General features: G+C 68.3%; 26 protein-coding genes and 1 tRNA gene. 4 read left to right on the forward strand and 23 right to left on the reverse strand.

What is annotated here, in order from left to right:
- Positions 1 to 4: 4 nt before the first annotated feature.
- From V5D55_RS00740 to V5D55_RS00780, 9 genes are all read right to left on the reverse strand, one after another.
- A complete protein-coding gene (locus V5D55_RS00740; RefSeq protein ID WP_435749235.1) occupies positions 5 to 1,267 on the reverse strand; it encodes a YcaO-like family protein in 1,263 nt (420 codons plus the stop codon).
- Positions 1,264 to 2,055, reverse strand: coding sequence for a daptide-type RiPP biosynthesis methyltransferase (mpaM, locus tag V5D55_RS00745; RefSeq protein WP_435746690.1), 792 nt, complete (start codon positions 2,053 to 2,055; stop codon positions 1,264 to 1,266). Before mpaM ends, V5D55_RS00740 begins: the two co-directional genes overlap by 4 nt.
- Before the next feature lie 137 nt (positions 2,056 to 2,192).
- Complete coding sequence (locus tag V5D55_RS00750; protein ID WP_307380230.1) at positions 2,193 to 2,300, reverse strand: daptide-type RiPP; 108 nt, start codon at positions 2,298 to 2,300, stop codon at positions 2,193 to 2,195.
- 48 nt (positions 2,301 to 2,348) lie between these two features.
- A complete protein-coding gene (locus V5D55_RS00755; RefSeq protein ID WP_435746692.1) occupies positions 2,349 to 2,474 on the reverse strand; it encodes a daptide-type RiPP in 126 nt (41 codons plus the stop codon).
- 47 nt (positions 2,475 to 2,521) lie between these two features.
- A complete protein-coding gene (mpaA1, locus tag V5D55_RS00760; RefSeq protein WP_435746694.1) occupies positions 2,522 to 2,650 on the reverse strand; it encodes an MpaA1 family daptide-type RiPP in 129 nt (42 codons plus the stop codon).
- Positions 2,647 to 3,843 carry an iron-containing alcohol dehydrogenase gene (locus V5D55_RS00765; protein ID WP_435749237.1) on the reverse strand — a complete coding sequence of 399 codons (1,197 nt, stop codon included), beginning with the start codon at positions 3,841 to 3,843 and terminating at the stop codon, positions 2,647 to 2,649. Before V5D55_RS00765 ends, mpaA1 begins: the two co-directional genes overlap by 4 nt.
- 2 nt (positions 3,844 to 3,845) lie before the next feature.
- The gene (mpaD, locus tag V5D55_RS00770) at positions 3,846 to 5,108 is read right to left on the reverse strand and encodes a daptide-type RiPP biosynthesis aminotransferase (RefSeq protein WP_435746696.1); all 1,263 of its coding nucleotides are present in this window, start codon (positions 5,106 to 5,108) and stop codon (positions 3,846 to 3,848) included.
- Positions 5,105 to 6,208, reverse strand: a complete 1,104-nt coding sequence (gene mpaB / locus V5D55_RS00775) for a daptide biosynthesis RiPP recognition protein (RefSeq protein WP_435746698.1) — start codon at positions 6,206 to 6,208, stop codon at positions 5,105 to 5,107. Before mpaB ends, mpaD begins: the two co-directional genes overlap by 4 nt.
- 134 nt (positions 6,209 to 6,342) lie before the next feature.
- A complete protein-coding gene (locus V5D55_RS00780; RefSeq protein WP_435746700.1) occupies positions 6,343 to 7,080 on the reverse strand; it encodes a DeoR/GlpR family DNA-binding transcription regulator in 738 nt (245 codons plus the stop codon).
- Positions 7,081 to 7,136: 56 nt separating this feature from the next.
- Between V5D55_RS00780 and V5D55_RS00785 the strand changes: the two genes are divergently transcribed.
- The 3 genes from V5D55_RS00785 (at position 7,137) to V5D55_RS00795 (ending at position 8,890) form a co-directional block, all read left to right on the forward strand.
- Positions 7,137 to 7,493, forward strand: coding sequence for a DUF4406 domain-containing protein (locus tag V5D55_RS00785; protein ID WP_435746702.1), 357 nt, complete (start codon positions 7,137 to 7,139; stop codon positions 7,491 to 7,493).
- A 51-nt stretch (positions 7,494 to 7,544) separates the two neighbouring features.
- Positions 7,545 to 7,632: transfer RNA gene (locus tag V5D55_RS00790), tRNA-Ser, on the forward strand.
- 475 nt (positions 7,633 to 8,107) lie between these two features.
- Positions 8,108 to 8,890, forward strand: coding sequence for a hypothetical protein (locus V5D55_RS00795; protein WP_435746704.1), 783 nt, complete (start codon positions 8,108 to 8,110; stop codon positions 8,888 to 8,890).
- Positions 8,891 to 8,956: 66 nt separating this feature from the next.
- On the opposite strand, the gene V5D55_RS00800 is transcribed toward V5D55_RS00795, so the two are convergent.
- The 8 genes from V5D55_RS00800 to V5D55_RS00835 all read right to left on the reverse strand — a co-directional run bounded on the left by V5D55_RS00800 (position 8,957) and on the right by V5D55_RS00835 (position 17,981).
- Positions 8,957 to 9,565, reverse strand: coding sequence for an N-acetyltransferase family protein (locus tag V5D55_RS00800; RefSeq protein WP_435746706.1), 609 nt, complete (start codon positions 9,563 to 9,565; stop codon positions 8,957 to 8,959).
- A 35-nt stretch (positions 9,566 to 9,600) separates the two neighbouring features.
- Complete coding sequence (locus V5D55_RS00805) at positions 9,601 to 10,239, reverse strand: phosphatase PAP2 family protein (RefSeq protein WP_435746708.1); 639 nt, start codon at positions 10,237 to 10,239, stop codon at positions 9,601 to 9,603.
- Between the two features lie 31 nt (positions 10,240 to 10,270).
- Positions 10,271 to 11,635 carry a multidrug effflux MFS transporter gene (locus V5D55_RS00810; RefSeq protein ID WP_435746710.1) on the reverse strand — a complete coding sequence of 455 codons (1,365 nt, stop codon included), beginning with the start codon at positions 11,633 to 11,635 and terminating at the stop codon, positions 10,271 to 10,273.
- A 118-nt stretch (positions 11,636 to 11,753) separates the two neighbouring features.
- Complete coding sequence (locus tag V5D55_RS00815; RefSeq protein WP_435746712.1) at positions 11,754 to 12,908, reverse strand: cystathionine gamma-synthase; 1,155 nt, start codon at positions 12,906 to 12,908, stop codon at positions 11,754 to 11,756.
- 54 nt (positions 12,909 to 12,962) lie between these two features.
- Positions 12,963 to 14,348 carry a cystathionine beta-synthase gene (locus tag V5D55_RS00820; protein ID WP_435746714.1) on the reverse strand — a complete coding sequence of 462 codons (1,386 nt, stop codon included), beginning with the start codon at positions 14,346 to 14,348 and terminating at the stop codon, positions 12,963 to 12,965.
- 111 nt (positions 14,349 to 14,459) lie between these two features.
- Positions 14,460 to 15,419: a carbohydrate ABC transporter permease gene (locus tag V5D55_RS00825; RefSeq protein WP_435746716.1), complete on the reverse strand. Its 960-nt coding sequence runs from the start codon at positions 15,417 to 15,419 to the stop codon at positions 14,460 to 14,462.
- Positions 15,416 to 16,555, reverse strand: a complete 1,140-nt coding sequence (locus V5D55_RS00830; RefSeq protein ID WP_435746718.1) for a carbohydrate ABC transporter permease — start codon at positions 16,553 to 16,555, stop codon at positions 15,416 to 15,418. Before V5D55_RS00830 ends, V5D55_RS00825 begins: the two co-directional genes overlap by 4 nt.
- Positions 16,556 to 16,658: 103 nt before the next feature.
- Positions 16,659 to 17,981 carry an ABC transporter substrate-binding protein gene (locus V5D55_RS00835; RefSeq protein ID WP_435746720.1) on the reverse strand — a complete coding sequence of 441 codons (1,323 nt, stop codon included), beginning with the start codon at positions 17,979 to 17,981 and terminating at the stop codon, positions 16,659 to 16,661.
- Positions 17,982 to 18,273: 292 nt separating this feature from the next.
- On the opposite strand from V5D55_RS00835, the gene V5D55_RS00840 reads away from it, so the two are divergent.
- Positions 18,274 to 19,278 carry a LacI family DNA-binding transcriptional regulator gene (locus V5D55_RS00840; RefSeq protein ID WP_435746722.1) on the forward strand — a complete coding sequence of 335 codons (1,005 nt, stop codon included), beginning with the start codon at positions 18,274 to 18,276 and terminating at the stop codon, positions 19,276 to 19,278.
- Between the two features lie 72 nt (positions 19,279 to 19,350).
- On the opposite strand, the gene rplL is transcribed toward V5D55_RS00840, so the two are convergent.
- The 6 genes from rplL to V5D55_RS00870 form a co-directional block, all read right to left on the reverse strand.
- The gene (rplL, locus tag V5D55_RS00845; protein WP_435746724.1) at positions 19,351 to 19,728 is read right to left on the reverse strand and encodes a 50S ribosomal protein L7/L12; all 378 of its coding nucleotides are present in this window, start codon (positions 19,726 to 19,728) and stop codon (positions 19,351 to 19,353) included.
- 47 nt (positions 19,729 to 19,775) lie between these two features.
- On the reverse strand, positions 19,776 to 20,264 hold the full coding sequence (gene rplJ, locus V5D55_RS00850) for a 50S ribosomal protein L10 (protein ID WP_116635740.1): 489 nt from the start codon (positions 20,262 to 20,264) through the stop codon (positions 19,776 to 19,778).
- A 301-nt stretch (positions 20,265 to 20,565) separates the two neighbouring features.
- A complete protein-coding gene (locus V5D55_RS00855; protein ID WP_435746727.1) occupies positions 20,566 to 21,468 on the reverse strand; it encodes a MetQ/NlpA family ABC transporter substrate-binding protein in 903 nt (300 codons plus the stop codon).
- 55 nt (positions 21,469 to 21,523) lie between these two features.
- Entirely contained in the window at positions 21,524 to 22,285 is a 762-nt protein-coding gene (locus V5D55_RS00860) for a methionine ABC transporter permease (protein ID WP_435746729.1), read from the reverse strand.
- Complete coding sequence (locus V5D55_RS00865) at positions 22,282 to 23,313, reverse strand: methionine ABC transporter ATP-binding protein (protein ID WP_435746731.1); 1,032 nt, start codon at positions 23,311 to 23,313, stop codon at positions 22,282 to 22,284. Before V5D55_RS00865 ends, V5D55_RS00860 begins: the two co-directional genes overlap by 4 nt.
- Before the next feature lie 113 nt (positions 23,314 to 23,426).
- Positions 23,427 to 25,220, reverse strand: a complete 1,794-nt coding sequence (locus tag V5D55_RS00870) for a glycoside hydrolase family 15 protein (RefSeq protein WP_435746733.1) — start codon at positions 25,218 to 25,220, stop codon at positions 23,427 to 23,429.
- Between the last annotated feature and the right edge of the window lie 14 nt (positions 25,221 to 25,234).

Here is a 25,234-nt window from a genome sequence, read left to right on the forward strand (position 1 = left end):
TCTCCTAGATCAGCGGATGCGGGAGCGTGGAAAGGGCACGCGGGGGAGCGCCATGACGGTGCCCCCACGCGGTGAGCCGGGTGCGATCCCAGGTCGCGTCGAGCGATTCGTCGAGACGCAGCTGCTGATACCCGGGACAGACGACCTTGACCGCGTGCCAGCCGAGTGCCCGGATCGGGCGCGGGAGCCGTGCGGTGAGATCGACGAGGATCGGGCTCCCGCCGTCACGGGTCACTTCCGCGACGAGGCGTTCCACCGTCGGCGCGCCCGCCGCCGCCTTCGAGGGGCGCGAGGTGCACGACCACGCGGCGATCCAGTCCTCCATCGAATCCGCTGCAGCATCCGTCGTCCACCACCAGGCGCGCGCCACATCGTCCACGACCAGCGCGGGGTCCGGCCGATCGAACGCCGCCGGACGCGGCACGCGTGTCCGCAGGTTGTCGAGCAGCTCGTGGATCTGGAGCGCCTCCTGCAGAGCCCCTCGCGCCGCGGCCCCGACGGATTCCGCCGCCTTGGATCCGAAGGACACCAGGGCACCGTGCGCTGATCGGTCGACGATCGCGCAGCAGATCACGTGCACACCCGCGGCGACACCGGAGATCGTGCCGAACACCGGCCGGAGGCCGACGCGTTCCGCCTCCGAGGCGAGCCGGGCGATGTCGGGATCGGCGCCCGCGGGTTCGAAGGGCCCGACCCCGATGCCGGTGCCCCAGGCGCACAGCACGGCGTCACGTTCGATCACCTCGAGGAGCGCAGCGCGTGCCGCTGAGTCGGCATCCAGTCCGGCGGCGGCACCGGAGGGCGAGGGGTCGAAGAGCGCGGCGGCGGTCCCGGCCGACCGGTGACGTCGCCCGCCGTCGTCGTCGACGGCGTGGGCCGGAACCAGCACCGGCTGCGAGTCCGCCATGCGGATCGCCCGGTACCAGCCCAACGTCACGGCCCGGAAAGCGTCTGCGCACACCCACCGCGGCCACCACACCTCGGTGTCCGCCTCCGCCCGGAGCATGCCGAGCGTGCCGCGGACCTCGGGCGGGGCCTCCCGAGCCAAGGCGAAACGTTCGACCGCCTCGCCCGCGCCGCGCTCCAGTGCCCGGCGGCGACCGAGGTCGTAGGCGCCGACGTGGGCGAGAGGGTAGTCGCTGCCGTCCCCGAGCCCGATGTCGACGAGCACCTTCCAGAGCGCCGCGCGGGCACCGTCGGGGGCGACGACGGCGAACTCCCGAGCGAGTCCGGATTCCACGGCGAGGGTCTGCAGCGCGGGGGTCATCGAGAGCACGCGATCATCGAAACGCTGCGCACGCCCTCGGTGAAACGGACGGCTGCCACGTCATCCACCACGAGCCCGGATCGATGAAGCTCCTCGCGGAGCCCGCTCTCCTCGATCAGATGCACCCGCGACGCGAACGCCTCCGTCACGAGCTCACCCTGACTCCGGCGCACGCGCACGACGCTGACGTCTCGGTATCCGCCCGCATCGTTCACCTCTTCGGTGAGGAGCACCACGTCGGGCTCGCCGGACGACAGCGGAACGAGCATCGTCCCGGCGCGAGTCCGTCCGACCTCGACGGCGTGCACCGAGATCAGGAAGACGCCGTCGGGTGCCAGGTGTCGTCGTACGGCAGCGAACAGGGTGCGACGCGCCGCCTCGGGCAGAAGGGTGACCGACGTCGTCGCGAGCACGATCAGACCGAACTCCTGCTCGAGGTCGAAGCTGCTCATGTCTCCGAGCAGCGGGTGGATCCGGTCGACGCCGGCGCTCCGCGCGCGAGCCTCGAGCATCTCCAGCATCCGCGGCGAGCTGTCGAGCGCCACGACGTCGCGGCCGAGGCGGGCCAGGGGCAGGGTCAGTCGTCCCCCGCCGCACGCGAGTTCGAGGATGCTCCCCCTGGTCCGGCTGCCCGCCCGCAGGATCTCGCGGACCTCGCTGTCGTCGCCGGCCGTCATCGCGTCGTAGATCTCCGAACCGCGTTCGCCGTACAGCTCATCGACGGTCGCATCAGGGTCGAGCGCGGCGAGCAGCTGCGCGGCAGACCGGGTCAAGTGCGGCTCGGACATGGTCGATGCTCCTCTCGGGAATGTCCTGGGTGTCAGGAGATGGGTTGTCGTGGGATGCTGGTTCGCGAGGTCGGGGGCATAGCGGATGCACGAACTGCTGCCGAGCGGATGTGACATCCGCTACGCCCTCGACTTCGTCAGGTGAGTGCGACGGCGGCGCCGACGATGATGATGATGTCGCCGACGATGATGTACCAGGGCTCCGGCGCGTCCATCGCCTCGATCTCCTCGAAGCTCAGATCCATGTGCTCACCTCCTCTCCTTGTCGATGGCGGGCGGTCCCGATCAGCGGATCAGGTCGCGGCCAGACCGATGAGGCCGACGACGACGCCGATCTTGACCGCGGCGTACCAGGTCCAGAAGTCGGGTGCGTCCATCGACTCGAGTTCTTCGAATCGCAGTTCGTTCGAGATCTCCATGTGTTTCACCTCCTCTGAGTTGTTTCGGGTGTCACCACCGGCGGCGCCTACGTGACGGCGGCGCCGATCGCGACGATGGCGAGTCCCGTCAGGACTCCGTTGACGAAGTCGGTCCACTCCGACGGGGCGTCCATCGCCGGGAGTTCTTCGATGCGCAGATCCAGTGCACTGGTCATTTCGCTTTCACCTCCTCCCGGTGCTCGATGGGCAGGGCGAGGGCGGTCGGGAACGACTCCGCGAAGACCTCGTGGATCTCGGCGACTCCGATCCGCCCGAGAGCGGGCAAGGATCCACCCCACGATTCGTGCACCCGCAGCGCCGCCTCGTGCAGTTGCGCCGTGCGCGGTGCGTCGATCGCACGCAGACCCCAGCGCTCGAACAACGCAGGCAGCCCGTCGCGCACATCGGTCGGCAGCGTGGGGATAGCACCCCGCACCCAGGACCAGGCGAGAGCGAGCCGCTCCGGGAATCCCCAGCGGTCGTCACCCTCGGCGACACGACCCCAGATCGCGGGCAGCACGGCGATCGTCGCGGGGATCTTCCGGGTGTCCGTCACCCAGGAGAGCTCATTGGCGAGGTACCAGTGCTTGGCCGCGTAGCTCTCTCGCCCGACGAGTGCCCAGCTCCGATGGCTCGCCGCGCTCAGCTGCGCCGCCAGGAGTCGTTCCTCGGCGCCGAGGTATCCGGCCCGCAGCGATTCGGCCAGCGCGACCGCTCCGGTGACGATCGCACGCGCGTCATGGTCGGCGGCGAGCGACGGAGGGCTTCCGATCAACGGCGCCAGCACCCGCAGGATCACCTCGAGCAGGCCCTCCATCTGCAGGGCCCACGGCAGCGTCGAGGTGTGCACCGGATCGAGGACGGCGTGATCGGGTCGCAGATGTGCGCCGGCCAGCAGCCGTCGTCCCCACGGAGTCACCTGGCAGGCCACGCTGCTCACCTCTGCACCGGTGCCGAGGGTGGTCGGGATCGCGAGCAGCGGAAGCTCGGCGCTCCTCGCGGCGACGAGCGCGGGGATGCGGACGAATCCGCTCCGCTCGGCGAGTGCGCGCACCGGCGCGGCCAGGCCGGGTGCGGCGAGGAACATCCGGACGATCTTCGCGGCATCCAGAGTGGACCCACCGCCCAGCGCGACCACGGATGTCGCGCGGCGACCGGCGGCGAGGAGCGCGGGGATGAGATGCATGTCTCCGGCCGCGGCTTCGACGCTCAGGTCGACCGCACCCGGCGGAATCATCAGGCCGACGGGCTCGACGGCCGAGTCCCGGATCACGAGCGGCCGGTCGCCGAGACGGAAGCGTGCGAGCGACGCGGCGGTGGACGCGGCACCGGCGGTCACGCGCACAGGCTCGTACGACTCGGTGATCATGGTCACGCCGCGACCCCGCTGTCTTCGAGGCCGTGCAGCACCGCGGTCTCGAGTTCGTCGAGGTCGCTGCGCTCGTAGACGTAGGCGGGCACGAGCTGGATGCATCCCGGCCCTGGCTGCACGATCGCGCCTGCCCGGCGTACGGATGCCACGACCTGCGCGATCTCGGCGCCGCCGAGCATCCGTCCGTCGTGGGCGAGGAGCAGGGACCGGAAGCAGCCGGTGCCCCGCGTGCCCACCACGCCGGGGTGTTCGCCGATCCGGGCGATCGTCGCGTCGAGGGAGCGCCCGAGATCCTGCGCCAGGCGAAGTGCGTCGAGCCGCTCGAACTCGGCCACGGTGGCGAGGATGGCGGCGCAGGATGCGGGGGTGCCCGCCTGGGTCTCGGCATGGACGAAGACCGCATCGTCGCGATCGAAGATCCCGCACACCGCGCCGGACACGAGAACGGCGGATGCTGCGGCTGCACCGTTCGTCAGGGCCTTCGACAGCACCAGCACGTCAGGCTCCACCGGCCAGCGCTCCGATGCGAAGAGGACACCGGTGCGGCCGAAGCCGGTCGCGACCTCGTCGGCGACCAGCACGAAGTCGAACGCCGCGCGCACCTCGGCGACCGCGGCGAGGAACTCGTCGTCCAGGGCGATCGCGCCGGATCCGAGAACCGGCTCCAGCACGAGGGCGGCGATCCGGCTGCCCTCTCTCGCGAAGAGCTGGCGCAGCTGCGCACCGCCGTCGTGCGCGGAGACGTGCCGCACGGCCCGGCGGTCGGCGGCGTACACCGACTGCCCGAGGGCGTCACCGCTCAGGCTCAGCGCCCCGTACGTCAGTCCGTGATACCCGCCCTGCAGACCCACCACGATGTTGCGGTGCGAGGCTCCCTCGAGCGCGGCGGCCTGTCGGACCAGCTTCATGGTGAGGTCGTTGGCGGCGGCGCCGGAGGTCGAGAACACCACGCGGGCGTAGCGATCCGCGCCGGCGAGGGAGAGCAACGTCTCCGCCGCGTGGTGCGCGAACGAGTGGGACGAGCGGAAGAGCGACAGGTAGGAGGCGGAGCGGAGAGCCGCGCCGACGGCATCCGCCACGGCCTCGTTGCCGTACCCGAGCGGGACGTTCCAGAGTCCACTGGTCGCGCACAGCAGCGAGCCGCCGCCGGCGGTGAGGACCCGCACTCCCCTGGCTCCCACGGCATGCTCCGTCGGGCGGGCCCAGGCGCTGGGCGGAGTCAGCCCTTCCCACAGCGGGCGGAGACCCACGGTCCCCGTCACTCGGCGCCTCGGGCGAAGGAGGTGAGATCGATTCCGACGGCGGCGAACCGCGTGCGGATCTCGCGCACCACCCGCCCCGCCTCGTGCGTGGCACGACCGAGGCCTGCGGAGAGGAGCCTGGATGCTGCGTCTTCATCGCCGGTGGCGATCAGGCATTCGGCGGCGCGGGCCGCATCCAGCCCCAGGCGGAACCGGCGGCGGGCCGCGCGCTCGACGAGGATGTGCTCGTCGTCGTGGACTGTGACGAGGAAGGGCGCATCGGCCGAGACGACCTGCGCCTCGGTGGCGGAATCGTCGAGCGCGGAGACGAGGTGGCCGCCGAATCCCGAGATCGCCAGGCGCGTCTGCGTGCGGTCCCACTGGCGCAGCAGATCGAGAGCCGCCACATAGCGCTCGAACCACGGCCGAGCGTCGAGCGCCACGCTGAGATCGGGCCCCGCGATGATCCGAGCGAAGGCTCGCCCGCGCCCGGCGCCGGAGAGGGCTGCCGCGTCGATGGCGGCGCGAGAATCGCCCACCCGGCCGAGCAGCAGCCCGTCGGGACCGTCCCGGTATTCGCCGTCTGCGGTGACGTGCACCCGCGCCAGCTCGGGCGCTGCGCCACCGACGAAGGACGCCCGGGAGTCGAGCAGCACCGCGCTGCTCAGCAGCTGGTCCACGAAGGCGCCCGATGTCCGGGCCGAATCGGCGTCGCTGAAGAAGGCGGCGATGCCCGCAGCCGTTCCCTGGCGCACGACCGTGAGCCCCACGATGGAGATGAAGGGCGCGGCCAGGTAGTCCTGCAGCTCGAACGTGTGGCGGCGGTCGAGCGTCATCTCGTCGCCCGGCTCCTGCCAGTCACCGTCGTAGCCGATGACCCCGACCCCGCCGTCCGAGTCCATGCCGGCGACGGCGACGGCGCCGGCGGTGGCGGTGGCCGTGGACGGTGCGATCACCGCGTCACCGGAGGCGGCGATGCGGAGCACCTCCCCGACGTGTTCCCCGGACTCGAGGAAGAACACCCAGCCGCTGCCGATCGCTCGGCGGCCGCTCACGTACTGCTCGAATGCGGCCGCCGTCCGATGGCTGCTCCGCGGTGCGCTCGTCGAGATCGCGCTCATCTTCCCCCCAGAAGTCGAATGAGGACGCTGTGTCCTCACCTGAGGGTAAGAGAGTTACTCCACCGAGTGCAATATTTCAGCTGTGGGGCGACTGTGCAGGAAGAGTGCGGCGACCACAGGGCGTCATGCGGTGGCTATCTCGCGCGAGCAACTTCACGGGCGAGCGGATTCTCGTCCCGCGGATCGACGATCACGCCAGACACCTCGTCGAGCGCGAGCACGGGGAAGCGCGACACGGCTCCGACCTTCTCGGCGCTCGCGAGCACGAGCACTTCCGCACTGCGCGCAGCGAGTGCACGCTTGGTCACCGCGTCGTCCAACTCGCCAGTGGTGAGTCCGTGCACCGGGTCGACCCCGGTGACGCCGAGGAAGAACACATCGGCGGCGAGACGTGCGATCACCTCCTGCGCCAGCGCCCCTCCCGCAACACCGGAGTGCCTGCTGAGCTCGCCGCCGACCATCAGCACACGCGCCGCCGAGTGCTCCAGGGCGGCGAGCGCGACGGCGGGGCTCGGAGTGATCACCGTCAGGTCGGCTCCGTGCGGCAGCATCCGCGCCATCGCCAGAGTCGTCGTCCCGGCATCGAGGATGATCGTCGATGCCCGACGGATGCGAGCGACGGCAGCGCGGGCGACGCGTTCCTTGCTGTCGCTCGCGACGCTCAGGCGCTGCGCCACAGGGACATCCGCGGCGGGCACGGGCAGCGCTCCACCGTAGACGCGGATGCAGGCCCCCGCCTCGGCGAGCTCGCGCAGGTCGCGCCGGATGGAGTCCTCGGAGACCCCGAGGTCAGCCGCGACCGCCTTGGCGACGACCCGCCCCTCCGCGGCCAGGAGCCCGAGCAGATGTTCTTTGCGCTGCACACCGAGCATTCTTACTCTTTCCTGTTGTTGCACGTTCCTGCACGGTTAACGCTACAGTGTGCCGCATGCAGAAACCACTCCTGATCCTGATCGCCGGCCCCTACCGTTCCGGCACCGGCGGAGATCCCGCCGCCATCGCCCGCAACCTCGAGACGCTCGAGGCCGCGGCCGCCCCCATCCATCGCCTCGGCCACGTGCCGATGATCGGCGAATGGGTCGCCCTGCCGACCCTCCGCGGACTCGACGAGACCGAGGCAGCACAGGGCGACGTGATGTACGAGACCGCCGCCCGCCTCCTCCAGCACTGCGATGCCGTGCTCCGCCTGCCGGGCGAATCCTCCGGCGCGGACAACGACGTCGCGATCGCCCGTGAACGAGGGCTTCCCGTCTACCACCGCGTCGAGGAGATCCCGGCCGCATAGCGCGGTCACTCGGCACCCGGTCGATCGGATAAGATGAACAGGTTGTTCCTTGGTGACGTGTCCGAGCGGCCGAAGGAGCACGCTTGGAAAGCGTGTGTTGTGCAAGCAACCGCGGGTTCGAATCCCGCCGTCACCGCCAAACGTCAGAAGGGTCTCCGCGCCAGCGGGGGCCCTTTTGACGTTTATCGAGCGCCGCAGTCCCTTCGTCACTGGCGAACATCGAGCCCGATGAGATTCAGGCAAGAGCGCCGCGATATCACCGCGGCGGGTGAATAGACGACGGACCTGCTACCTAGGCACCTTCGTCTGTCCGCCGAAATGAGGACAGACAACCTGGACTGAGTCGGGATATCTTCGTGTCGTTGTCGATGAGCTGCGTGCCTACGCCCAGGGCACACCGCACCGGCGCCACAGACGAAGACCGTCGGTGATGAGCACCGCTGTCCCGCGCGTGCGATGGCGACCGGTTCGCAGAAGTCTCGTCGACCTCAATCCCGGCACTATCCACTGACCACCCTTATGGAGGGAATCGAATGACCCCCGCTCCAACGCCTACGCCGTCGGGTTTCCTGACCGCTTTCTCTCAGTGGCCGGTCTGGGGGATTCCTGCGCTCGTGATCAGTGTGATTCTGATCATCTTCCTGCTCGTCTTCGTGATCACGCCATTCCTGTTGCGGCGCAGGATGTTGCGGAAGGCGACACTCGACGACGCACACTGGTACAGCCTTCGGAAAGAACTTCTTACGTACGTGAAGGAGCAATCTCCGTCGCAGGGCGACCCCGTCGGGCTCGGAAGGTTCTGGCGTGGCAAGAAGATGTCGGCAGCGAACAAGTTCGTCGTCCTCGACGACCTGTTCGGGAAGAAGATCCTTCAGCCGGCGTACTCGGGTGACTCTTTCAGCAGCTTCTTCCAGGTGCTGTGGTGGAATGTCCTCGCTCGACCTCCGGTATACGTGAAGCTCAGCGACCGCGATTGGAATCAGCTCGCCAACGGGCAGCCGATCAACATCGCCATCGAGACTCTCATCGGGAAGCAGAAGATCGGTAAGCAGAAGAACATCGACGTCAAGCTCGGCGATGTCTCGGACAGCGCTGTAGCAATCGGCGATCACGCGAAGTCGAAGAACCACGCGTCGCGTATCGAGACCCTGACGCCTGATCAGTTGTCCTTGCTCATCACGGCGCTCAGGTCCGACGTGCGCTCGATGCCGCGGGACCAGACGAATGCCGTGGAAGAAGCGGAGTCGGCAGCCGAAGCCTTGGAAGCCGACCTTCACTCTGGTCGATTGGCCAGCGCCGCAAGGAAGGCCAATGCCCTCTTTGATTTCATCTCGAAGGGCACCGGCGCCTGGAGCGCGACGATGACCGTCTTAAAGGGGCTGGGCATCGGAGGTTGATCCGGGACATGGCCTTCGGACCAGAGCTCTCATCCGACGCGCGTCCCTGCAGCGGGAAGGAACTCTTCAGCCGGCGGTATCGAACCTGACCCCGTACAGGTGCCCACCCGGTGCGGACTCGAGCCGATGCATCCCGATCCGCTCGTAGAAGGCCGCAGCGCCGGCGTTGTTCGGGTCGATGCCGAGGTGCAGCCCGGTGACCCCGCGACGCGTGAGCTCGGCGAAGAGCGTCTCCATCAGGCGGCGCCCGAAGCCGTGGCCCTGCGTCTCCGGCAGGAGGTCGATGTGCAGGTGCGCCGGATACTCGGCGGCGTTCGGCTCGATGCCCGGCATCCGGGTGTAGCCGTAGTCGATCATCCGGTCCTCGCGGGTGATGATCTCGTCGGGCCGTGGGAACCGCTCGCGCAGCGGCGGCCACCACTCATCGCGGAACCAGGAGTAGAACGCGTCGGTGTCGTCGGTCGCCACGATGTAGCCGATCGCGCGTCCGTCATCCGTCTCCACGACCCAGCAGAGATCCGGATGCCGCTCCGCGTAGGGCACCGCGAACAGGTCTCCCCAGAGGTCGTCATCCGAGAGGATGCCGGTCGCATCGCCTCCGGCGTCTGCCGTCTTCACGCAGATCTCGTACAGAGCTGCACGGTCCGACGGACGGTACGGACGAATGCTGGGCACGGGGGCTCCTCAGAGGATTCGGGGAATCCCCCAGCCTACCGGCGGATCGCCTCTGTCTTCGGCTGTCGCGCCCCGTGCTGTCGCGCCCACGGCAGGAGCCACGCGGCGAGCGCCAGGACGACGCCCGCGCCGACGAGCGCGCCGCCGAGCGTGTCGGTCACCCAGTGCACGGAGAGGAAGGTGCGCGACAGCGCCATCGCGAGGATCCACACGGCGCAGACGATCGCGGTCCAGGCCTTCGGGAAGAGCACCCAGAAGACCAGGGCGATCGTCGCCGCATTCGCGGTGTGCCCGGACGGGAAGGAACCGTAGTCGCTGAGGACCAGCATGTCTTCAGGCCGGGCCCGCCCGAAGAGCTGCTTGAGCAGCTGCACGGCGCCTGCGCTCAGCGCGAAGCAGATCGCCGCGAACAGGGCGCCTCGCCAGCGACGGGCGAGCAGGAGCGCGAGGATGGCGAGCAGCGGCACGCCGAGGATCGCGACCCACCCGCCGCCGATCCAGTTCAGCGCCAGCGCGAAGCCGTACATCCAGTCGCCTCGAACGCTCGCGACCGTCTCGTTCCACCACTGGTCGAGGGCCGGGGGCTCTTCGAACCCGAAGACGATCGCGGCTCCCAGAGCCGTAGCGAGCGCGAGACAGCCCACACCCCACCAGAGAAGCGTCCGCCTGTTCATCGTCCCATTCTGTCGGATCGATCCTGAACGCTCAGGGAGTGAGCATGCCCACGGTGCGCGGACGCACCACCAACCAGAGCGAGAGGATGCCGATCACGGCGCACCCGACCATCACGGAGGCCATCGTGGTGGCCGTGATCCCGGCATCCTTCGAGATCCAACCGACCACCGGTGAGATGAGACCGGCCACGCCGAAGTTCGCAGCTCCCAGGATGGAGGCTGCGGTGCCCGCCGCCTTCCCGTGCCGGTCCAGCGCCAGCACCTGCACGTTCGGCAGCGTGAATCCGCACGCGGTCATGAACACGAAGAGCGGCACGACCGTTCCCCAGAGCCCGAGGCCGAGCTGATCCGTGACGATGATCGCGACGCCGGCGAGCAGCAGCACGGCGGTCGAATACGCCAGCACCCACTGCGGCCCGAAGCGCGCGGCGAGCCGCGACGCGACCTGCACGCCCGTCACCACGCCGAGCGAGTTCACCGCGAAGAGGAGTCCGTACTGCTGGGCGTCGAGGCCGTGGGTCTCCTGGAACAGGAACGGGGATGCCGACAGGTACGAGAACAGTCCGGAGAAGCTCATGCCGCCGATGATGAGCACGCCGATGAACACGCGGTCCGAGAGCACGGAGCGGTAGCGCTGCAGCATCGTGGCGCCGCTGCGTCCCTGACGTCGCGCTGCGGGCAGGGTCTCCGGGATGAAGATGATCGCCGACAGCAGCATCACGATGCCGTACGCCGCGAGCACGCCGAAGATCCCGCGCCACGGCATGAGGGTGAGCAGCCACGAGCCGATCAGGGGCGCGATGACCGGAGCGACGCCCGACACGAGCGCGAGTCGCGACAGCATCACGACCAGTCGCTTGCCGCCGAACAGATCGCGCACGATCGCCATCGCCACGACACCGCCGGCCGCGGCACCGATGCCCATGAGCACCCGCGCCGCGCTGAGCAGCGCCAGGTCGGGTGCGAACGCGGCCGCGAAGCTCGCGAGCACGTGCAGCGCCGTCACGAGGATGAGCGGCAGGCGCCGCCCGACCTTGTCGCTGAGTGGTCCGACCACCAGCTGACCGACCGCGAAGCCGATCATCGTGCCGGTGAGCGTCAGCTGGATCGCGGCCGCCGTGGTCTGGAAGTCCTCCTCCAGCACGGGGAACGCCGGGAGGTACAGGTCGATCGTGAACGGCCCGAGTGCCGTGAGAGCGCCGAGCAGGATGATGTACAGCGTGCGCCGCCCGAGCGAGATCGCATCTCCCGGGTGCAGCATGATCGGCGCGGTCGCCGGGTTGCTCCCGAGAGTGCGGATGGCCCCGGTGGGAGTGGACGTGCGGATGCTGCCCGTCGCAGTGCGTTCGGGCGGCGGTGTCGTCGGGATGGAGTCAGTGCGTGGAGCGTCGGACACGACGGTCCTTCCGGGTTCAGGCTGAGGGCGCACGAAATCGAAACGATTCGAACGGGGAGGAATCCATGTTATCGGAGTCGTCCGCCTCCGGGGCCCCTCAGACCTGAGAGCGCCGAGTTCAGCGACCGAGGCGGGCGATCGCCTGCTCGAGATCCGCGATCAGGTCGCCGATGTCCTCGATGCCGACCGACAGCCGCACCACGTTCTCCGGCACGGCGAGCGGCGTGCCGCGCACCGACGCGTGCGTCATCTCGGACGGGTACCCGATGAGCGACTCCACCCCGCCGAGCGATTCCGCGAGCTGGAACAGCGAGGTGCTCTCGGCGAAGGCCCGCGCGGCATCCGCCCCACCGGCGAGCCCGAGCGACAGCATCCCGCCGAATCCGCTCATCTGCTGCGCGGCGATCTCATGACCGGGGTGCGAAGCGAGGCCGGGGTAGTACACCTGCGCGAACTCGGGGCGGCTCTCCGCCCACTCCGCGATCGCCTGAGCGTTCTCGGAGTGCTGACGCACGCGCACCGCGAGCGTCTTGATGCCGCGGGTCGTGAGCCAGGCGTCGAGCGGAGCCGAGACCGCGCCGACTGCGAACTGCTGGAACTTCACCTGGTCGAAGAAGCGGTCGTCGCCGAACACCACCGCGCCACCCAGCACATCGGAGTGCCCGCCGAGGTACTTGGTCGTGGAATGCACCACGAGGTCGGCACCGAGCGAGAGCGGCTGCTGCAGCGCCGGCGAGGCGAACGTGTTGTCGACGACCGCGATCGCACCCGCCGCATGGGCGATCTCGGCGATCTGCGCGATGTCGACGATCTTCAGCAGCGGGTTGCTCGGGGTCTCCAGCCAGACGATCTTCGTCTCGGGGCGGATCGCGTCGCGGATCGCGGCGACGTCGCCGAGCTCGACCGTGGTCGTCTCGATCCCCCATGGCGCGAGCACCTTCGTCAGCAGGCGGTACGTGCCGCCGTAGGCGTCGTTGCCGAGCAGCACGTGATCGCCGGGCTTGAGGATGCCGCGCAGCAGTGCGTCCTCCGCGGCGAGGCCCGAGGCGAACGACAGCGCGTGCGCACCGCCCTCGAGTGCGGCGAGCTGAGTCTCGAGAGATGACCGCGTCGGGTTGGCCGCACGGTTGTACTCGAAGCCCTCGCGGAACCCGCCGATGCCGTCCTGCACATGCGTGGAGGCCTGGTAGATCGGCGGGATGATCGCGCCCGTGACGGGGTCGGGCGCCTGGCCCGCGTGGATGGCTCGGGTGGCGAAGGAGTGCTCGGACATGTCTCTCAGCCTACGTCCGGCCGCGCGACGCGGTCGGGCCCGTTACGTCGCGCGTCAGCGGGACAGGTACGCCAGCAGGTCCTGACGGGTGAGCACGGTGTGCGGCTTGCCGTCTTCCGTGACCAGCAGCGCATCCGCTTCGGCGAGCGCGACCCGCGCCTGCGCGACGGAGGCGTGGATGCCGACGAGCGGAAGCCGCTCCCCCACGTGCGTGCCCACAGCGTCGGTCGGCTCGGCCTCACCGCGGAAGAGCAGGTCGAGCAGCCCCTTCTCGTCGACGGTGCCGACGACCTCGCCCATCATCACCGGCGGCTCGGCGCTCAACACGACGAGTTGGGAGACGTCGTACTCGGTCATCATCCTGATCGCCTCGAGCACGGTGTCGGTCGGGTGCGCGTGCACGAGATCCGGCATCGGGTGCGGCCCCTCGGCCTGACGCACCGAGCGGGCGGCGAGCACATCGGCCACCGTCTCCCCCTCCTCCACGTCGCTGAAGCCGTACGAGCGCATCCAGCCGTCGTTGAAGATCTTGCCGAGGTACCCGCGGCCACCGTCCGGGAGGAGCACGACCATCACGGCATCCGCCGGCAGCTCGCGCGCGACGCGCAGCGCGCCGACCACCGCCATGCCGCTGGAACCACCGACGAGGATGCCCTCTTCCCTCGCCAGCCGCCGGGTCATCGCGAACGACTCCGCGTCGCCGACCGCCACGATCTCGTGCGGAACGCTCGGGTCGTAGGCGCCGGGCCAGATGTCCTCCCCCACGCCCTCGACGAGGTAGGGTCGGCCGGTGCCGCCGCTGTAGACGCTGCCCTCCGGGTCGATGCCCACGATGCGCACGCGGTCATCCGACACCTCGCGCAGGTAGCGGCCGGTGCCGGTGATGGTGCCGCCGGTGCCGACTCCCGCGACGAAATGGGTCACGCCGCCGTCGGTGTCGCGCCAGATCTCGGGGCCCGTCGTCTCGTAGTGGCTGCGCGGGCCGTTCGGGTTCTCGTACTGGTTCGGCTTGAACGCGCCGGGGATCTCCCGCGTCAGCCGGTCGCTGACGCTGTAGTACGACTCCGGGCTGTCGGGCGCGACCGAGGTCGGAGTCACCACGACCTCTGCGCCGTACGCCCGCAGCACGTCGATCTTGTCCTCGCCGACCTTGTCGGGCAGCACGAAGACGCACTTGTACCCGCGCTGCTGCGCGACCAGCGCCAAGCCGACACCGGTGTTGCCGCTGGTCGGCTCGACGATCGTGCCGCCGGGCTTCAGATCTCCCGATGCCTCGGCGGCATCGATGATCCGCGCGGCGATGCGGTCCTTCGAGGACCCGCCGGGATTCATGTACTCGAGCTTGACGAGCACGGTGCACGCGACGCCCTCGGTGACGTGCTGGAGCTTCACGAGGGGCGTGTCGCCGACGAGGTCGACGATCGAGTCTGCGTACTTCATGACTTCAGGGTACGGGGACGGATGCCGCGGGTGGGGCCATGTTGCGCCACCCGCGGCATCCGTTCTTCGTCTCGCTTCGCTCGAAGGGCGGTCCCTGAGCTTGACGAAGGGTCAGCCCTTCGTGGATCCCGCCAGGAGACCGCGCACGAAGTACCGCTGCAGCGAGAAGAACACGATGAGCGGAACGATGATCGACACGAACGCGCCGGCCGTGAGGAGGTACCAGCCCTCGCCGCGACCGGTGATCTCGGCGAGCACCTTGGTGATCGGCGATGCGGCACCGTCGGCGAACACCAGGGCGACGATGAGGTCGTTCCAGACCCAGAGGAACTGGAAGATCGCCACCGATGCGATCGCCGGCATCGTGAGCGGCAGCACCACGCGGAAGAAGATCTGTCCACGGGAGGCGCCGTCGACGCGCGCGGCCTCGATGATCTCGCCCGGGATCTCCGACATGAAGTTGTGCAGCAGGTAGATCGCCAACGGCAGTGCGAACATCGTGTGCGCGATCCAGACCTGCGCGTAACCGCCCGCGACATCGAGCCCCAGCGTCACCTGGACTCCGAAGAGGTTGATCCCTCGGGAGAACGACGACAGCAGCGGAACGAGCGCCATCTGGATCGGCACGATCTGCAGCGCGAACACGAAGATGAACAGCGCGTTGCGTCCCTTGAACTCGATCCAGGAGAACGCGTACGCCGCCATCGCCGCGATCATCAGCGGGATGATCGTGGCCGGGATCGTGATGACGATCGAGTTGAAGAACGACTCGAGGATCGTCAGCTGCGTGGTCCCCGACTGCAGCACTGCCGCATAGTTGTCGAGCGTCAGCTGCGGGTTGGTGAAGACCGTCCACCATCCCGTGGTCTCGATCGCGTCCCTGTTGCGGAACGACGAGATGAACAGCCCGACCGTCGGGATGGTCCAGAAGACCGCGATCACGATCGACGCGACCGTCGCCCAGGGTCGGCTGAGGCGCTTGCGCGCACGTCCGGCTGAGGCGTCGAACCGCTGGCCGGTGGTGATCGCCCGTGTGGAGGAGGCGGCGTCTGACTTCACGGTGTCGGTCATCGGATCTCCCGCTGCTTCTTGATCTGGCGCGCGTTATAGATGACGATCGGCAGCACCAGGATGAACAGGATGACGGAGAGCGCAGCACTGCGTCCCGCCTCGAACTTGGAGAACTGGGTGTACATCTCGTTCGCCAGCACGGATGTCCCATAGTTTCCACCGGTCATCGTACGCACGATGTCGAAGACCTTCAGCGAGGCGATCGAGATCGTGGTGAGCACGACGATGAGCGCCGGGCGGATCGAGGGGATCGTGACCGACCAGAACCTCTCCCAGGCGTTCGCGCCGTCGAGCTCCGCTGCTTCGAGAAGCTCGGCAGGCACGCCCTTGATGGATGCCGAGAGCACGACCATCGCGAAACCGGTCTGCACCCAGATCAGCACCACGATGAGCGCCAGGTTGTTCCACGGGCCGTTCAGCAGGAACTGCTGCGGCTCGCCGCCGAACCAGACCAGGATCTGGTTGAGGAGGCCGATCTGCTCGAACTCGCCGCCGCGGTACGCGTAGACGAAGCGCCAGATGATGCTGGCGCCGACGAACGAGATCGCCATGGGCATGAACACGAGGAGCTTGTAGATCTTCTCGCCGCGCGTCTTGTCGATGAAGACCGCGTACGCGAGACCGATCAGGGTGGAGAGCGTCGGGACCAGCAGCACCCAGACGATCGTGTTCACGACCGATGAGACGCCGTCGGATTGCGTGAAGATCCAGAGGTAGTTCGAGAAGCCGACGAAGTCGCTCCCGGTCGAGTTCCAGAACGACGCATACACGGTCTGGATCGACGGCAGGATGAGCCCCGCCAGAAGCAGCAGCATCGCCGGGGCCATGAAGGCGACCAGCTGGATCAGGTAGCCCGCGCCTTGACGCGATCTGTAGTCGAGGAAGAAGAACACGGCGCCGACGACGACCGCCACTCCCATCGCCCAATAGTAGGACCGGAAGAAGAACATCACCGCGAGCGGGATGAGCAGGCACATCGCGAGGCGGATGCCGGTGTAGATCGCGCCGCGGCGCGGTGCGATGTCGACGAGAAGCAGGATCACCACCACGACCACCGCGAATGCGATGACCACGGCGACGGCCTGGAGGATGGGCGGGAGTGACCCGATCCATTGGAAGAACACAGTCGCGTTCACGGATTCCCCTTCATGAGACGGAGCTGATCAACGGTCGGCGCGACGGTGCGCTGGCCGGGTGCGAGAAGGAGGGCCGCCCAGTGGGGCGGCCCTCCTCATCCGATCAGCTGGAAGGCCAGCCGGTCTGGATCTGCGTGAGCACGTCGTCGGTCGAGGTCCCGTTGACCCAGGCCACGATGCCCTTCCAGAACGTGCCGGAGCCGACTGCGCCGGGCATCTGGTCCGAACCGTCGAAGCGGAACGTCACCGAGTCGTCCTGGAGGAGCTTGATCGATTCCTGCAGGATCGGGTCCTCGACCACGTCGAGGTTCACGCCCTTGTTGGCCGACGTCACGCCGCCGAGAGCGAGGCGGCTGTCCGCCCACTCGGGGCTGGACAGGTACTCCAGCACCTTCTGCGTCGCCTCGTCCTCGCTGAACGCGCCGACGATCTCGCCGCCGCCGGTGATGAGGGTCTCGTCCGGGTTGGCACTCGGAAGCAGGAACGCCCACACGTCGCCGTCCTCGGCGAAGTTCGTGCCCTCGGGGAAGAAGCCCGAGAGGAACGAGGCCTGGTGCGTCAGCGCGCAGTCGCCGCTGGCGACCTTGGCTGCCACATCGCCGAATGCGGTGGAGTTGATCGAGCGCACGTCACCGAAGCCGGCGTTGACGTACTCCGGGTTGAGCAGCAGCTCGCCCGTCGCGTCGAACGCGTCCTTGATCTGAGGGTCGGTGAACGGGATCTCGTTCTTGACCCACTGGTCGTAGACGTCAGGACCGGCGTTGCGGAGCACGAGGTCCTCGATCCAGTCGGTGCCCGGCCAGCCGGTCGCGACACCGGATTCGAAGCCGGCGCACCACGGCGCAGCGCCGCTCTTGTCCTTGATCGTCTGGGTGAGCGTCAGCAGCTCGTCCCAGCTCTTCGGCTCCTCCACGCCCCACTCGGCGAACTTGGTCGGCGAGTACCAGACCCAGCCCTTGACGCTCGCCATCAGCGGTGCGCCGTAGAAGGTGTCGTCGTAGGTTCCGAAGTCGACCCAGCCCTGGGTCCAGCCCTCTTCGGCGTTCTTCTTGACAGCATCCGGAGCCGGCTTCAGCAGGTCGCGCGACGCGTAGTCCGCGAAGAGACCCGGCTGCGGGAAGATCGCGATGTCGGGCGGGTTGCCACCCTGTGCGCGGGTGCCGAGCTGCGTCTCGAAGTCCTGGCTGCCCTCGTACTTGATCGTGATGTCGTTCTCCTTCTCGAAGTCCGCCCAGGACTGCGCGAGAAGTTCCGCCTCACCCTCCACGATCGTGCCGTAGATCGTGACGGTGTTGTCTCCGCCACCGCCACCGTCGTCGCCGCCTCCGGGCGCACCGCCGGGAGCCCCGCAACCGGCGAGCGTGATGCCCGCCACCCCGAGCAGTGCGAGCGGTACGAGCCGCCGTGAACGCTGTGACAGAGTCATGTGAATTCTCCTCTTCGAGTACAAGGTTCCTCCCTCGTTCGACGCCACCCCTGGCGTCGTTCAGGAACCGATTCCAGGCCAACCTACTGGGCTTCCGCTTCCCGGCACAACAACAAAGGGTCACAAGCTCGCAACCTTTCACACTTCTTCGCCCACCGTGATGGGAGCGCTCCCGCGGTCCGAATGTGGAACCGGTTCCTTTTTGCCTGGGGAGCGACTACGCTGTGACCCGGCACGCGCCGATCGCGTCGCCGTTCGCGCATTGGCAGCGTGACCAGGTCGAGGAGGACCGATGAGCACGATCGCGGATGTCGCGGCACGTGCTGGCGTGTCCAAGGCCACCGCGAGCCGAGCACTCAGCGGCCGAGGATACGTCTCCGACGACACCCGCCTGCGCGTGACGGATGCCGCGCGCGACCTGTCGTACGTCGCGCACTCATCGGCGACCAGCCTCGCCACCGGCCGCACGCAGACCGTCGGCGTCATCATGCCGCCCATCGGTCGCTGGTTCTTCGCCGAGCTGCTCGCCGGCATCCAGGAATCGCTGTTCGCACTCGACTACGAACTCTCGCTCTACGGCGTGCCGGAGGATGCGGACACGCGGGAACGCCTCTTCGAGCACGTCCTCCCCCGCCGCCGATTCGACGGCATCATCGCCGTCGGCATCCAACCGAGCGCACGCGAACTCGAACGGCTGCACCTGACCGGGAGACCGCTCGTGAGCTTCGGCCCGCACAGCGAGGAATCGAGCGCCGTGTCGATCGACGATGCCGCGGCCGCCCGCATCGCCACGGAGCACCTGATCGAGCTCGGCCACACCGCGATCGCGTTCGTCGGAGGACCAGCGGATGCCGCGGAGCTGAGCTTCGGCGACGCTCGGCGCCTCGAGGGCTATCACGACGCCCTGCGGGCAGCCGGCCTCTCCGCACACGCCCGTGTCGCCAGCGCCGCGCCGACGATGCCGGGCGGATACGCCGCGGCGGCCGGACTGCTCGGCGACCGGCGCAATCGGCCGACGGCGATCTTCGGGGTCTGCGACGAGGTGGCGATCGGCGCGGTGATCGCCGCGCGGCGCCTCGGCATCGCCGTCCCGACCGAGCTCAGCGTCGTCGGCATCGACGACCACGAGCACGCGGAGATGTTCGCCCTGACCACGATCGGGCAGTTCCCGAGGGAGCAGGGCCACGAAGCCGTGCGGCTGCTGACTCACCGCATGAGTCACCCTGATGCTCCGCTGGAGCAGGTGGCGGCAGCATCCGCTCTGGTGGTGCGCAGCTCGACGGCTGCGCCGCGGTGACCGAGGGGTCTCACAGAACGCACGAAGGCCCCGGGCGAACCCGGGGCCTTCGAAGAAACGCTGAGGCGTCGATTACTTGAGGGTAACCGTGGCGCCTGCCTCTTCGAGAGAAGCCTTGGCCTTCTCGGCAGCTTCCTTGGTTGCGCCCTCGAGCACAGCCTTGGGAGCACCGTCGACGACGGCCTTGGCCTCGCCGAGACCGAGCGAGGTGAGCTCGCGGACGGTCTTGATGACCTGGATCTTCTTGTCGCCGGCAGCCTCGAGGATGACGTCGAAGGAGTCCTTCTCCTCAACCTCTTCAGCTGCGCCGCCACCTGCGCCGGCAACGGCGACGGGTGCAGCAGCGGTGACCTCGAACTTCTCCTCGAACGCCTTCACGAAGTCGTTGAGCTCGACGAGGGTCAGGCCAGCGAACTGCTCGAGCAGCTCCTCAGTGGAAAGCTTCGCCATGATGTATCTCCTAATAGATGGGGTTTGTGAAAAAGATCGCCAGTCGCTTACGCGGCCTCAGCGGTCTCCAGCTTTTCGCGAAGCGCGTCGATGGTGGCGGCAGCCTTGCCCATCGTCGCCTTCATCATGCCCGCAGCCTTCGCCAGCAGAACCTCACGGCTCTCCAGCGCGGCGTACTTGTTGACCTCGTCGGCGGAGAGGGCATTGCCCTCGAAGACGCCGGACTTGATCACGAGAAGCGGGTTGGCCTTGGCGAAGTCACGCAGAGCCTTGGCGGTGGCGACGAAGTCACCGTGCACGAAAGCGACAGCCGACGGACCCTTGAGGTCGTCGTCCAGCGCAGTGATCCCGGCCTTGTTGGCAGCGATCTTGGTCAGCGTGTTCTTCACCACGGCGTACTCGGCGTCCTGACGGATGCTGTTGCGCAGCTCCTTGAGCTGGGCAACCGTCAGACCGCGGTACTCGGTCAGCAGGACGGCGTTCGAGTTCTCGAATGACTTCGTGAGCTCGGCGACCGATGCATCCTTCTGCGCCATGGTCACTCCTTGGTGTGTACGAGGCGCCGCACGGTGGTGAGGCGCCGACCTGGACCACCTGCAAAAAGAGAAGAGCTCCGGCGCAAGCGCACGGAGCTCAGAAAGTTCGTGACACCTGCGCGGGACCCTGCTTTGCAGAGCTTCGATCGCCTGACGTTTGCACGCACGACGATGACCAGCGGTCTTCGGTTACGACAAGGCTACCTCACCCGCCGCCGTCCCCAAAATCGGCCACAGACGGATGCTGGATCAGAAATGCACCCCGCGCCGAGCTGCAGGGTGCATTTCTGATCCAGCGCGACTACTCCGCGTCGAGCGGAAGCAGGTTGCCCTTCACATCCGCGTCGGTCGCGAGGAACTCCTGCACCGCGGGGTCCTGGAACGCCGCGATCAGCTTCTTGATGTTCGGCGAGTCGAGGTAGTCCGTCCCGACCGTCAGCTGACCCGCGAACTCGTCGGGGGCAGCGGGCGCGTAGATCTGCTTCTCGATCGGGATGCCTGCCGCCTGGTAGTACTCGGTGTAGCCGACGGCGGCATCCAGGTCGGGAAGCGACCGGGACTGCGCCGCGAAGTCGAGCAGCGTGAACGTGAGGTTCTTGGGGTTCTCGACGATGTCGTCCTGCGTCGCGGTCCACTTGTCGATGCCGTCGTCGAGCGTGATGAGTCCCGCACGCTCCAGCAGCCACAGCCCCTGTGCTTCGTTCGCCGGGTCGGAGTACAGCGAGATGTTGGCCCCGTCGGGGATCTCCTCGACCGACTTCCACTTGTCGCTCCACAGCCCGAAGCCCCACCGGAAGACCGGCGTCGCCGCAGTCTCGCGGAAGTCGGGGTTGGCCTCCAGCACCTGACCGAGCCACAGCTTGTGCTGATAGACGGTGGCGGCGATCTCGCCGGTGCTGACCGCGCGGTTGATCGTGTTGCTGTCCGACATCCCCTGGAACTCGACCTTGATGCCGTACTTCGGGGCCACCTCCTCGGCGATGAACTCGACCAGCTTCTCTTCCGCCGCGTTCCCTTCCGCGGTGGCCACGACGAGGGTCGCACCCTCCGTGTCATTCGCGGAAGCGGAGGGGGCCAGGCGCGGCAGCACGACCGCGGCGGCCACCGCGATCACGACGACGGCAGCGCCGACGATCCAGGGCCAGCGCTTGCGTCGACGGACGGTGAACCCGTGGTCATCGGAGGCGGGGACGTTTTCAGACATGGAGGGGGCTCGATTCTTCAGAAGTGTCGTGGTGTGGGAGGGGAGAGCAGAGAGATCAGGCGTCGACGAGCGGGGCGACGTCCTCGCGTCGGGAGGAGCCCCGTCGGGCGTGCGCGGCTGGCGTCGTGAGGCGGACGAGCGCGTCTCCGGTGAGTTGCACCGCCGCGACCGTGATGACGAGGATGACGATGGTCGCGATCATCACGGCATGGTCGAAGCGCTGATACCCGAACGTGACCGCGACGTAGCCGATGCCTCCGGCGCCGATCGTCCCGGCGATCGCGGAGTACTCGATCATCGCGATGGTGTTGATCGTGAGACCGCCGATGATCGACGGCACGGCCTCGGCCAGCTGCGCCTTGCGGATGACCTGGAGCACCGACGCCCCGGACGCGGTCGCCACCCTGGCGTACTCACGGGGAACGCCACGCAGCGAGTTCTCGACGATGCGCGTGAAGAAGGCGATGCCGGCGATCGTCATCGGGACGATGGCCGCGGGGATGCCGATATTGGTCCCGGTGATCAGTCGTGTGAACGGGATGATCGCCGCCATCAGGATCAGGAAGGGCAGCGAGCGCCCGACGCTGATCGTCCAGCTGAGCACGGTGTGCGCGCCGCGGTTCGGGAACAATCCTCCGGGCGCGAGATTGTGGATGAGTGCCCCGAGGGGGACACCCGCGATCAACACGAGCACCATCGTGATCCCGACCATCGTGAGCGTCTCGCCGAGAGCCGGGATGACGAGGCCAGGAATCTCATCGAGAGGCAGCTTCACGCCGGGACGAATGCTCGACAGGACTGCAGCCCCCGCACTCATGCGACCTGCTCCAACTGCGCTGAGATGCGGGCGTGCGCAAGGGCACCGTGTCCGACGGGACGCGCCGACAGGCCCAGACTCGCCGCCGCTCGCGCCACTCCGCCGGAGGCTGCAGCGGGGATGCCGATGGTCGCGCCGCCGATCGCGGCTCCGCCGTGCGTTCCCACCGACGCTCCGAGGAGGGCGATCGGCACCCCGAGTTCGAGGCCGAGCCGGCCCACCCAGTCCGTCGGAACCTCCGCAGCGCTGTAACCGAGCTCCCACGCGTCATGACCTGCGGGCACCTGGATCGACTCGAGGCGCGGACGAAGCAGGCCTCCGAGCGGCGAATCGACGTCGCGGATCAGATCGAGGACGGATCCGGACTCGACGATCCGCCCGTGGTCCAGACGCGCCACCGAATCGGCCACCTGGACGACGGTGTCCATCTCGTGCGTGATGAAGAGGATGGAGAGTCCGAGCTCATCCCGCAGTTCCTTCAGCAGGGCGACGATCGTGCGGGTGGAGTCCGGATCCAGGCCGGACGTCGCCTCGTCAGAGAGCAGGACGCTCGGGCGCAGAGCCAGCGCCCGGGCGATACCCACGCGCTGCCGCTGGCCACCCGAGAGCTGGTGCGGGTAGTGCCGTTCTTTGCCGGCGAGGCCGACACGGTCCAGCAGCTCCGACACGCGGCGACGCGACTCCGCCCTGGTGACTCCGAGGATCTCGAGCGGAAGCGCGACGTTCTCCGCAGCGGTGCGCCGCGAGAACAGACCGTCGGACTGGAAGATGGTGCCGATGCGGCGCCGCGCCGCGCGAAGGTGCTTCTCCCCCAGGCCGGTGAGATCGACATCGTTGACGATCACCGAGCCCGCGGTCGGGCGCTCCACGAGGGTCACGCACTGGGCGAGCGTGCTCTTGCCGGCGCCGCTCGTACCGACCACCGCGAAGATCTCTCCCGAGGCGACCGAGAAGTCGAGTCGGTCGAGTACGAGCTGCGCGTCGGCACCTCGCCCGTAGGTCTTGCTCAGTTGTTCAAGTCGAATCACAGCCAGAGACTAGGGCGGGCGGAGCGCCTGCTGCACGAGCCGTTACGCGCCGTCTCCGTGCACGTCGATTTGTGTCGTCGCTTTCGCGTTTCGTCGCCTCGGGCCGAATCCGATCAGCGACGGTCGGCGGCACGGCCACGGTGGCCGGCGAGCGCGTCCGCCGCACGGATGAGGCTCAGGTGCGAGAGCGCCTGCGGGGTGTTCCCCGCCTGCCGCACGTTCGCGACGTCGTACTCCTCCGACAGCAGGCCGAGGTCGTTGGTCATCGAGAGCAGCCTTCCCATCAAGTCGCGGGCCTCGTCGATGCGTCCGGTCGCCGCGTACTGCTCCACGAGCCAGAAGCTGCAGGCGATGAACGGATGCTCGTCGCCGGCGAGGCCGTCGACGCCGGACTCGGTGCGATATCGCAGCAGGAAGCCGTCGCGGAGCAGCATCCGCTCCATCTGCTCCACCGTGCGCAGCATCCGCGGATCGTCGGGAGCGCAGAAGCCGACCTGCGGCAGAACGAGCAGCGAGGCGTCGACCTCGGCTGAGCCGTAGTGCTGGGTGAAGTACCCGCCGACCGGGTCGACGCCGCGTTCGTCGATCTCGCGGCGCAGCCGGTCGCGCACCGCTTCCCACCGGTCGGCGTCTCCGGCGAGGCCGTGTTCCCGCACGGCACGGACGCCCCGGTCGACGGCGGCCCACATCATGACGCGGGAGTGCGTGAACCACTGCGGCTCACCGCGGATCTCCCAGATGCCGTTGTCCGGGCGGTCGATCGAGGGGATCACCTGCTCGATGAGCGCGCGCTGCAGCGGCCAGGAGTAGTCCCCCTCTTCCAGGCCGGCGATGCGCGCCGCCTCCAGGGCGACCAGCACCTCGCCGATCACGTCGCCCTGATACTGATCGACCGCGCCATTGCCGATGCGCACCGGCGCGGCACCGTCGTATCCCGGCAGGCTCGTCAACTCGCGCTCGAGGAGGTCACGCTCCCCTGCGATGCCGTACATGATCTGCACTTCGCTCGGCTCGCCGGCGACGGCGCGGAGCAGCCAGCGACGCCAGTGGTGCGCCTCCGCGAGGAATCCGTGCGCGATCAGAGCCTCGAGCGTCAGCGCGGCATCCCGCAGCCAGACGAAGCGGTAGTCCCAGTTGCGTGAGCCGCCGAACTGCTCGGGGAGCGAGGTCGTGGCCGCGGCCACGATCCCTCCGGTGTCCTTGTTGGTGAGCGCCCGCAGCACCAGCAGCGACCGGACCACCTCGTCACGGTGCGGGCCGTCGTGCTCGATCCCGCTCGCCCAGCCCTGCCACCAGGAGCGGGTCGCCGCGAGCGCTCCCTCGATGTCGAGCGGCTTCGGCGGATGCTCGTGCGAGGGGAACCAGCTGAGGATGAGGTCGCGGGTCTCCCCCGCCCTGATCGTGAAGGCCCCGCGATGCGAGTGGTCCTCCGCGACGAGCTGCACGCCGCGCACGATCACGGCTTCGGGTCCTGCCGAGGCGCGCAGAGCAGGAGCTTCGGGGGTGCCGACCTGGCGCACCCAGGGCAATCGACGGGAGTAGTCGAAGTGCAGGCGCAGTTCGGTGGCGAAGGCGACCTCGCCGTAGATTCCCACGATCCGGCGCACGACCTCGGTGCGGGTCGGATGCAGCGGCATGAACTCGTGCACCTCGGCGACGCCGGTCGCGGTCTCCCAGCGGGTGACGAGGATGAACGTGTCGGAGACGTAGTGCCGGTGGGGCGTGGCGGTGTCATCCGCGGGGCGCAGGCTCCAGCATCCGTTGACCGGCGCTCCCAGAAGAGCGCCGAAGAGCGACGGGGAGTCGAAGCGCGGGAGGCAGAGCCAGTCGATGCTGCCGTCCCGAGACACGAGCGCCCCGGTGCGGCAGTCGCTGAGCAGGGCGTAGTCCTCGATGGGGGCTGGCATCGCCCGAGTCTGAC

This window comes from Microbacterium sp. PMB16 (assembly GCF_051294855.1).
Taxonomy (GTDB): Bacteria; Actinomycetota; Actinomycetes; order Actinomycetales; family Microbacteriaceae; genus Microbacterium.

Bases quoted from the DNA above. Each gene is read 5' to 3' on its own strand.
- V5D55_RS00740 (WP_435749235.1), bottom strand. From the start codon at position 1,267: ATGACCCCCGCGCTGCAGACCCTCGCCGTGGAATCCGGACTCGCTCGG.
- mpaM (WP_435746690.1), bottom strand. From the start codon at position 2,055: ATGTCCGAGCCGCACTTGACCCGGTCTGCCGCGCAGCTGCTCGCCGCG.
- V5D55_RS00750 (WP_307380230.1), bottom strand. From the start codon at position 2,300: ATGGATCTGAGCTTCGAGGAGATCGAGGCGATGGACGCGCCGGAGCCC.
- V5D55_RS00755 (WP_435746692.1), bottom strand. From the start codon at position 2,474: ATGGAGATCTCGAACGAACTGCGATTCGAAGAACTCGAGTCGATGGAC.
- mpaA1 (WP_435746694.1), bottom strand. From the start codon at position 2,650: ATGACCAGTGCACTGGATCTGCGCATCGAAGAACTCCCGGCGATGGAC.
- V5D55_RS00765 (WP_435749237.1), bottom strand. From the start codon at position 3,843: ATGATCACCGAGTCGTACGAGCCTGTGCGCGTGACCGCCGGTGCCGCG.
- mpaB (WP_435746698.1), bottom strand. From the start codon at position 6,208: ATGAGCGCGATCTCGACGAGCGCACCGCGGAGCAGCCATCGGACGGCG.
- V5D55_RS00780 (WP_435746700.1), bottom strand. From the start codon at position 7,080: ATGCTCGGTGTGCAGCGCAAAGAACATCTGCTCGGGCTCCTGGCCGCG.
- V5D55_RS00785 (WP_435746702.1), top strand. From the start codon at position 7,137: ATGCAGAAACCACTCCTGATCCTGATCGCCGGCCCCTACCGTTCCGGC.
- V5D55_RS00805 (WP_435746708.1), bottom strand. From the start codon at position 10,239: ATGAACAGGCGGACGCTTCTCTGGTGGGGTGTGGGCTGTCTCGCGCTC.
- V5D55_RS00815 (WP_435746712.1), bottom strand. From the start codon at position 12,908: ATGTCCGAGCACTCCTTCGCCACCCGAGCCATCCACGCGGGCCAGGCG.
- V5D55_RS00820 (WP_435746714.1), bottom strand. From the start codon at position 14,348: ATGAAGTACGCAGACTCGATCGTCGACCTCGTCGGCGACACGCCCCTC.
- V5D55_RS00825 (WP_435746716.1), bottom strand. From the start codon at position 15,419: ATGACCGACACCGTGAAGTCAGACGCCGCCTCCTCCACACGGGCGATC.
- V5D55_RS00835 (WP_435746720.1), bottom strand. From the start codon at position 17,981: ATGACTCTGTCACAGCGTTCACGGCGGCTCGTACCGCTCGCACTGCTC.
- V5D55_RS00840 (WP_435746722.1), top strand. From the start codon at position 18,274: ATGAGCACGATCGCGGATGTCGCGGCACGTGCTGGCGTGTCCAAGGCC.
- rplL (WP_435746724.1), bottom strand. From the start codon at position 19,728: ATGGCGAAGCTTTCCACTGAGGAGCTGCTCGAGCAGTTCGCTGGCCTG.
- rplJ (WP_116635740.1), bottom strand. From the start codon at position 20,264: ATGGCGCAGAAGGATGCATCGGTCGCCGAGCTCACGAAGTCATTCGAG.
- V5D55_RS00855 (WP_435746727.1), bottom strand. From the start codon at position 21,468: ATGTCTGAAAACGTCCCCGCCTCCGATGACCACGGGTTCACCGTCCGT.
- V5D55_RS00860 (WP_435746729.1), bottom strand. From the start codon at position 22,285: ATGAGTGCGGGGGCTGCAGTCCTGTCGAGCATTCGTCCCGGCGTGAAG.
- V5D55_RS00870 (WP_435746733.1), bottom strand. From the start codon at position 25,220: ATGCCAGCCCCCATCGAGGACTACGCCCTGCTCAGCGACTGCCGCACC.